The sequence below is a fragment of the Stenotrophomonas sp. 278 genome (assembly GCF_003935715.1).
GTDB classification, from domain to species: Bacteria; Pseudomonadota; Gammaproteobacteria; order Xanthomonadales; family Xanthomonadaceae; genus Stenotrophomonas; species Stenotrophomonas maltophilia_AH.
Genome location: NZ_RHPP01000059.1, coordinates 19,250 through 26,378, shown reverse-complemented (window position 1 = coordinate 26,378; position 7,129 = coordinate 19,250). Strand labels below are relative to the sequence as shown.

The window sequence follows — 7,129 nt, the reverse complement described above, 5'->3', positions numbered from 1 at the left end:
GCGCTGCCGTCGGCAATGGCCGCGCGGGCGCGGGCCAGGCCGTCGGCAATGCTGTCGGCGACTCCGGACACATAAAGTGCCGCACCAGCGTTGAGTGCAACGATGTCCAGCGCCGGGCCGGGCTCGTTGTCGAGCACGCCACGAAGCATGGCAATGGACTCCTCCGGGCCGCTCACCTTCAGGTTGCGGCTGGCCGACATGGCGATGCCGAAGTCTTCGGGATGGATTTCGTACTCGCGCACCTTGCCGTCACGCAGTTCGCCCACCAGGGTGCCGGCTCCCAGCGAGATCTCGTCCATGTTGTCGCGCCCCCACACCACCAGCGCCCGCTCGGCTCCCAGCTCACGCAACACGCGCGCCTGGATGCCGACCAGATCCGGATGGAACACGCCCATCAGTACGTTGGTGGCCCCGACCGGATTGGTCAGCGGGCCGAGGATGTTGAAGATGGTGCGCACGCCCATTTCGCGGCGTACTGGTGCGACCACCTTCATGGCCGGGTGATGCATCGGGGCGAACATGAAGCCGATGCCGGTGTCTTCAATCGCGCGCGCGACCTGCTCCGGACGCAGCTCGATCACCGCGCCCAGCGCTTCGACCGCATCGGCGCTTCCGGACTTGGACGACACGCTGCGGTTGCCGTGCTTGGCGACCTTGGCTCCGGCCGCCGCCACCACGAACATCGCGCAGGTGGAGATGTTGAAGGTGTGCGAGCCATCGCCGCCGGTGCCGACGATGTCGACCAGGTGGGTCTTGTCCTGCACTGGAACGGCCAGCGCCAGCTCACGCATCACCGTGGCCGCGCCGGCGATTTCGCCGACCGTTTCCTTTTTCACCCGCAGGCCGGTCAGGATCGCGGCGGTCATCACCGGCGTGACTTCGCCACGCATCACCTGGCGCATCAGGTCAATCATCTCGTCAAAGAAGATCTCGCGGTGCTCGATCGTGCGCTGCAGGGCTTCCTGGGGGGAGAAGGTCATGCGGGTGTCCTTTGTGATGCGGGCAGCGCGGCTCAGCGCTGCAGGAAATTCTTCAGCAGGGCGTGGCCGTGCTCGGTAAGGATCGATTCGGGATGGAACTGAACACCCTCAACCGGATGTTCGCGATGACGCAGGCCCATGATCTCCTCGATGGAGCCGTCGTCGTTCTCGGTCCAGGCGGTGACTTCCAGGCAGTCCGGCAGCGTGGTCTTGTCGACCACCAGCGAGTGATAACGGGTCGCTTGGTAACGGTCCGGCAGGCCGGCGAACACGCCCTTGCCCTGGTGCCGGATCGGTGACGTCTTGCCATGCATGATGTTGCCGGCACGGATCACGTCGCCGCCATACACCTGGCCAATGCTCTGGTGACCCAGGCATACGCCGAGGATCGGCGTGGTCGGCCCCAGCCGCTGGATCAGCTCCAGCGAGACGCCCGCTTCGTTGGGCGTGCACGGACCGGGCGAGATCACGATGCGCTCGGGGCGCTGCGCGGCAATCTCGTCCACGCTCATCGCGTCGTTGCGCACCACCTTGACCTCGGCCCCCAGCGTCTGCAGGTACTGCACGAGGTTGTAGGTGAAGCTGTCGTAGTTGTCGATCATCCACAACATGGATCAGGGTCCGTCTTGGATTAGAAAAATGGCGTACACGTTTTCGGTGTACGTGATGGAGCCAGCCTCGACCAGCTCGCCGGCCGGAGCGGGTGCCGGCATGATGCCGCGACTACCGGTTACTTCGATCCGGTCCAGGCTGTCATCGCCGTCATGGGCTCCCGACTGCGGCCAGTCGCCCGCTTGAATGCCGTAGGCGAAATCCGGGGCCACGTCGGAAATGCTGTACAGGCCGCCCAGACGGGTGCCGTATGCCTTGGCGAGCCCTTGGGCGGATTCCCGCGTCTGTGCAGCCGCCTCGCCCTTGAGTTCACGCCGGAGCGCCACTTCGCCGGAGTAGCTCGGCGTCAGACTGCTGACCTGCACCACCGCGCTGGCCTTCAGCGCAGCCAGGAACGCCTGCAGCTGCTGCGGGCTGGCAAAGCTGCCGCGCAAGGTTCGCGACACACGTGTACCGATGAAGACCTGCTTGTTCTGCTGATATTCGTTGGCGGGGTTGATCTGCAGGTTGTCCGCGCGCACGCTGCCGTCGACTGCCTTGTACTGCTTGAACAATGCCAGCACCCGCACCACGTTTTCCTGTACGCGTCGGCGCGCAGCATCGGCGTCCATGTCAGTCTCTTCCAGCCGCAGGCTCAGCCCGAACCGATCCGGCATGACCGTCCTGCGTCCCTCCCCCTTCACCAGCAGGTGCGGCTGCGAGGGAATGGTGTTGGCCTGCGCCCATGCCGAAGGGGCCACCATGGCCAGCAGCGACGACCACAGCAGAACGTTCAACAGCTTCATGCGGTACTCCTTGTCCTGGGTGAGAAAAACTGGAGGGGCGCTGCCGGGCAGAGCCCGGCATTACAGGCCCTTGGCGGCCTGGGCCACGGCGCGGAACAGCGCACGACCCTTGTTCATGGTCTCGTCCCATTCCTTGCCCGGGTCCGAGTCATAGACGATGCCGGCACCGGCCTGCACGTGCAGGCGACCGTCCTTGATCACCGCGGTGCGGATCGCGATGGCGGTGTCCGCGTCGCCGTGCCAGCCGATGTAACCGATGCTGCCGGCGTACACATTGCGCTTGATCGGCTCCAGCTCGCGGATCACTTCCAGCGCGCGGATCTTCGGTGCGCCGCTGACCGTGCCGGCCGGGAAGGTAGCGCGCAGCACGTCGGCGTAGCTCAGGCCCGGCTGCAGTCGGCCGGTGACTTCGCTGACGATATGCATGACATGGCTGTAGCGTTCGATCACGAACTGCTCGCCCACTTCCACGGTGCCGGCCTGCGAGACGCGACCGGCATCGTTGCGGCCGAGGTCGATCAGCATCAGGTGCTCGGCGCGTTCCTTCGGGTCGGCCAGCAGCTCGGCTTCCAGCGCGTTGTCTTCTTCCACCGTGGCCCCGCGTGGGCGGGTGCCGGCGATGGGACGCACTGTGACCTCGCCGTCCTGCAGGCGCACCAGGATCTCCGGTGAGGACCCCACCACCTGCACGTCACCGGTGTCGAGGAAATACATGTACGGCGACGGATTCAATGCACGCAGCGCGCGGTACACATCGACCGGACGCGCCTTGAACGGCACGCTCAGGCGCTGGCTGAGCACCACCTGGAAGATGTCACCCGCGCGGATGTATTCCTTGGACTTGTCCACCGCGGCAATGAAGCCTTCGCGGGTGAAGCCGGAAACGAAGTCGTTTTCGTCCAGCACGTCGCGGGTGATCGGAGCCGGATAGCCTGCGCCCGGGGCGCGCAGCTTGGCCACCAGCGCATCCAGGCGGCCCTGTGCCTCATCAAAGGCACCGGGCTGGCGCGGGTCAGCGTGCACGATCAGATACAGGCGGCCCTTGAGGTTGTCGAACACCGCCAGGTCTTCCGAGTGCAGCAGCAGGATGTCCGGCGTGCCCAATTCATCGCGGCCGCGCGGCGGGGCCAGCCGCGGTTCGATGTAGCCGATGCATTCAAAGCCGAACCAGCCCACCAGCCCACCGGTGAAGCCCGGCAGGCCGGCCAGCTTGGGCACCGAATGGGCGCTGCGCAGCGCTTCCACTTCGGCGAAGGGATCGGCCACTTTACGGGTTTCCACGACCTGTCCGGCTTCGCGCACGGTCAGGGTGTGGCCGTGGAAGGCATACACCCGACGCGCCGGCAGGCCGATGATGGAATAGCGACCGAAGCGCTCGCCGCCTTCGACGGATTCAAACAGGTAGGTATGCGGGCCGTCAGCGAGCTTCAGGTACACCGAGAGCGGCGTGTCCAGGTCGGACAGCACTTCACGGACAACGGGGATGCGGGTATGGCCTTCAGCGGCCTGCTGCTGGAACTGCTCGAGCGTGATCAAGACGACTTTCCTTCCGGGAAACGGTGGTGGCGGGACGGACGACGGCAACAGGCCACCATCGCCAACCACGGCGAGCGGAAGAAAGGGTATGCGGGGTCGTCAGAATGGACACCCGGGGACTGTACCCCAAGGCCGAGGCCAGGGGAACCCGCCTGGGCACGCAGGCTCAGGCGGGAGACCGGCTCGGCCGGGGATCAGCCCATGCGACGGGCGGCGGCCTGCTGTTCCTGGTCGCGCTGGGCGGCGTCGAGCTCCTGCGCCTGCTGTTTGTCGGGGGCGGCCTGGGCCAGCTGCTGGCGGTTTACTTCGGCGACCTGCTCGGTACTGACGCTCAGCGGCTGCTGGCGGCCCTCGGCAATGTCGACCTGGGCCAGCTTGCGGTGCACCGAGGTGGTGTCCTGGGTGTCGACGGCAAACACGCGGGTGCGGTCCGTGCTGAGCAGGACATGCTCGATGGACTCCAGTCCACCCTGCTTGGCCTTGCAGACCAGCGCGCCGGCCAACTGGTCGCTGTGCAGGTCCGGGGTAAGGTTGTGGGCCACGTCCAGTGCATGCACGCCGGTCTGCGCGCCTTTGAACAGCTTGAAGTCCGGATGGCTGGGGTCGTTGATGCCCACCCCCAGCGACGCCGGCTCGGCGTTCAGGCCGGCCTGACGGCCGTCGTTGGGATGCTGGATGCGCTGGTGCTGCTCGAGCAGTTGGCGGGCGGCGGCTTCCTGCTTGTTCAGTTCGAAGTCTAGACTGGGGATGACGGTATCGCCCATGGCGTGGCGGGCAGCCGATTCGCCGAAGGAGGGGCCGAGCTCGCCAATCAGGCGCGCCGACTTGGCAAGGTTGGATAGGTTGTGATGCGCTATCGGCGGAGCGCCCAACGGCACATGGGTGGCTGCAGCCGTTGTGAGGCCCACGCCGACCCCACCCAGGGTGGCGAACGCAGCCGGAGCGTGCGAGCTGATGCCCTTCACGCGGGACGCGGCCAGATCGTAGCCACTGTCCACGTAGGCCCCGGCGGTGGCAAACCCATTCTGCAGCTTGCCGGCCACCCATTGCCCGTTGTGTCCGATAGCCGCGGCAGTGCGATCACCCACCCCGCGAATGCCGTCGGCATCGGACTGCGCATGGCGGGTCGCGTTCTGGGCGCGGTGCTCGCCGTCGTTGCGGGCATGCTCCGCGTCCTTGGCCAACCTATCGGAGAAGTTGTCCAGCCCAATCTTGTCGGTGAACCAGGACAGCGCTGACGCACTTCCTGAATGCACGCGCGACTGGACGCGGTGCGCCGTGGCCTCGATGCCGCCGGTCAGCTCACGCCCGGTAGCAATCACGGTAGTAGTCGCCTTGGCACTCACCTGCATGGTGGCCGAACCGAAGTTCACCACCTGGCCAATCGCCATGCCCTGGGTCTTGAGCACGGTCTCGGCACCATCGCCTACTTTGTCCAGCACGTGCGCACCGGCTGCGCCCGCCCGCTCGACCTGCTCGCCGACGATGCGGCCACCCCGCATACCGTAACCCGTGGCATGCAGCGCATGCGACAGCGGGCCGGCCAGCTCGGCGACCTGGCTGGGTGCCGCCACATTCGGGCGGTCGACGATTCTGTCGTTCTTGTCGACCATCTTGGAGTCGAGCAACAGCTCAAGCTTGCCTGCCGCCACCGGGATGTTGCGCAGCGCCTCCTGCCCGGGCTTGGTTGCCAGCTGTTCGACGAACTGCGCGGCGGAGGTCTGCGCACCCGCAGGCATCATTTCGCGCAGCCTGTCGCCGACCAGCGTCTGCATGGCCGGCTCTTTCAGCAGCATGCCCATTTCATTGGCAAGCACACCGTAGCCCCGACGCTGCTCGTCGTTGAGCTTCTGCATGCCGTTCTGTACGTCATTCAACACCTCGCCGGCTGTCTGGTAGGTGTGCACGGTCTGTTGCGGATTGAAGGTTGGCAGGCCGTTTTCTTTGGCGAAGCGTGCGGGGGTATCCGGATGCAGGCCGGCGGCGTTGAAGGTGGTGGCGCGGGCACCAGTGACGGCGGAAGCGGCCGAGGCCATACCGCCACCCAGGGAGTGGCCGGCGATTTCGAAGTTGCCGGCAGTGACTCTGTCCAACCGTGCTGCAAGCCCCATGGCGCGATCGTAGTAATCACTACGCATCCCGATACCTTGCTGCCCATTGTTCAGGAAGTCTTCGGCCCCGGACTCCCGGCGGCCGCTTGGAGCAGAAGGGTCGACGATCAGCCCTGTGGACCCTTTGTATACGACGACGGGCTTGGCGTTCTCTCCGAATACCGCCTTGTCGGGCAGATATATCTCCGCGCGAAACCCCGAATATCGCGGCTGGAGCGCTTCACGAATTTCCTGGTCTGAGAGATTGATCCCTGCCGCACGAAGAGCTGAGGGATCGGAACTCGCGCGCGTCCACCCTGCAGGTGGGGCCCCTTCACGGTTTGCGGATCTGTAAACGTCCGCAGCCAGACCCGACATTTCGCGAGCGTGATACGTCTCTTGGAGGCGATCAGCTTCCCGGTTATTTCCGCTGTCGCGAAGTTGCTGCACAAGTTCCTTCTGCGCTTGGACAACGCGCGTACGCGCCTCAATCTCCGGACCGCTCATGGCAAACTCCTTTGCTCTGTGAAGGACGCGGCCCCAGGTCCGCGATGCTTATCGAATAACAGAACAGTTTGCTAATGTCACCCCATCAGGGGTTTCACATCAGGACGATCATGCGCTCCAGTGTTCACAACTTGATGGCAAAAGCGCTTCTAAGTGCGGCATGGGTCACACTTTTCCTTGCAAGCGGCTGTGCCGCGTCCTCAGCGCACGGCGCGGGCGACTACTTCCAGGGAAAAGCCCTGCAGTTGGCGATTGCCTCCGAAAGTGGCGATTCCGACACCATCGCCCGCCTCATTAAAGAAGAGGGGGTGAATCCCGACACAACTTTTGCAAGCCGCGATGGCATTCCCCTCATAGCTTGGCCACTCCGCGCCCGAAGCCTCGGCGGGTTGAATGCGTTGCTTGAGGCTGGCGCAGATCCGAATGCGCGCGAGTCAAAACACATGAATGGCGAGATGATCCACTTCAACAACGCCATGGTGTTCGCGGCGATGATGGACGACCCCCGCTATCTCGCTCTTCTCCTCAAGCACGGTGGCGATCCGAATATCAGGAACGTCAATAACGAAACGCTCCTTTTCCAGGCATTCATCAGCGGAAATCAGTGGGAGAACGTAAA

General features: G+C 64.8%; 5 protein-coding genes and 1 pseudogene. 1 reads left to right on the top strand and 5 read right to left on the bottom strand.

All coding sequences use genetic code 11. From position 1 onward, the window contains the following. From trpD to EGJ34_RS11365, 5 genes are all read right to left on the bottom strand, one after another. On the bottom strand, positions 1-980 hold a 980-nt coding region (gene trpD / locus EGJ34_RS11385), incomplete at its 3' end, for an anthranilate phosphoribosyltransferase (RefSeq protein ID WP_125360591.1). A 32-nt stretch (positions 981-1,012) separates the two neighbouring features. Next, positions 1,013-1,591 (bottom strand): aminodeoxychorismate/anthranilate synthase component II, encoded by a 579-nt coding sequence (locus tag EGJ34_RS11380; RefSeq protein ID WP_125360590.1) that lies wholly within the window; start codon positions 1,589-1,591, stop codon positions 1,013-1,015. Positions 1,592-1,594: 3 nt separating this feature from the next. Continuing rightward, entirely contained in the window at positions 1,595-2,377 is a 783-nt protein-coding gene (locus tag EGJ34_RS11375) for an SIMPL domain-containing protein (RefSeq protein ID WP_125360589.1), read from the bottom strand. A gap of 60 nt (positions 2,378-2,437) precedes the next feature. Next, on the bottom strand, positions 2,438-3,913 hold the full coding sequence (trpE, locus tag EGJ34_RS11370) for an anthranilate synthase component I (RefSeq protein ID WP_125360588.1): 1,476 nt from the start codon (positions 3,911-3,913) through the stop codon (positions 2,438-2,440). Positions 3,914-4,107: 194 nt separating this feature from the next. Further along, a complete protein-coding gene (locus EGJ34_RS11365) occupies positions 4,108-6,051 on the bottom strand; it encodes an XVIPCD domain-containing protein (RefSeq protein WP_125360587.1) in 1,944 nt (647 codons plus the stop codon). A 569-nt stretch (positions 6,052-6,620) separates the two neighbouring features. Between EGJ34_RS11365 and EGJ34_RS22225 the strand changes: the two are divergent. Beyond that, positions 6,621-7,129, top strand: a pseudogene (locus tag EGJ34_RS22225) (hypothetical protein); the annotation flags it as partial.

What these genes read in the sequence shown, in the direction of transcription:
- EGJ34_RS11380 (WP_125360590.1), bottom strand. Translation starts at nt 1,591, where the DNA reads ATGTTGTGGATGATCGACAACTACGACAGCTTCACCTACAACCTCGTG.
- EGJ34_RS11375 (WP_125360589.1), bottom strand. Translation starts at nt 2,377, where the DNA reads ATGAAGCTGTTGAACGTTCTGCTGTGGTCGTCGCTGCTGGCCATGGTG.
- EGJ34_RS11365 (WP_125360587.1), bottom strand. Translation starts at nt 6,051, where the DNA reads ATGCGTAGTGATTACTACGATCGCGCCATGGGGCTTGCAGCACGGTTG.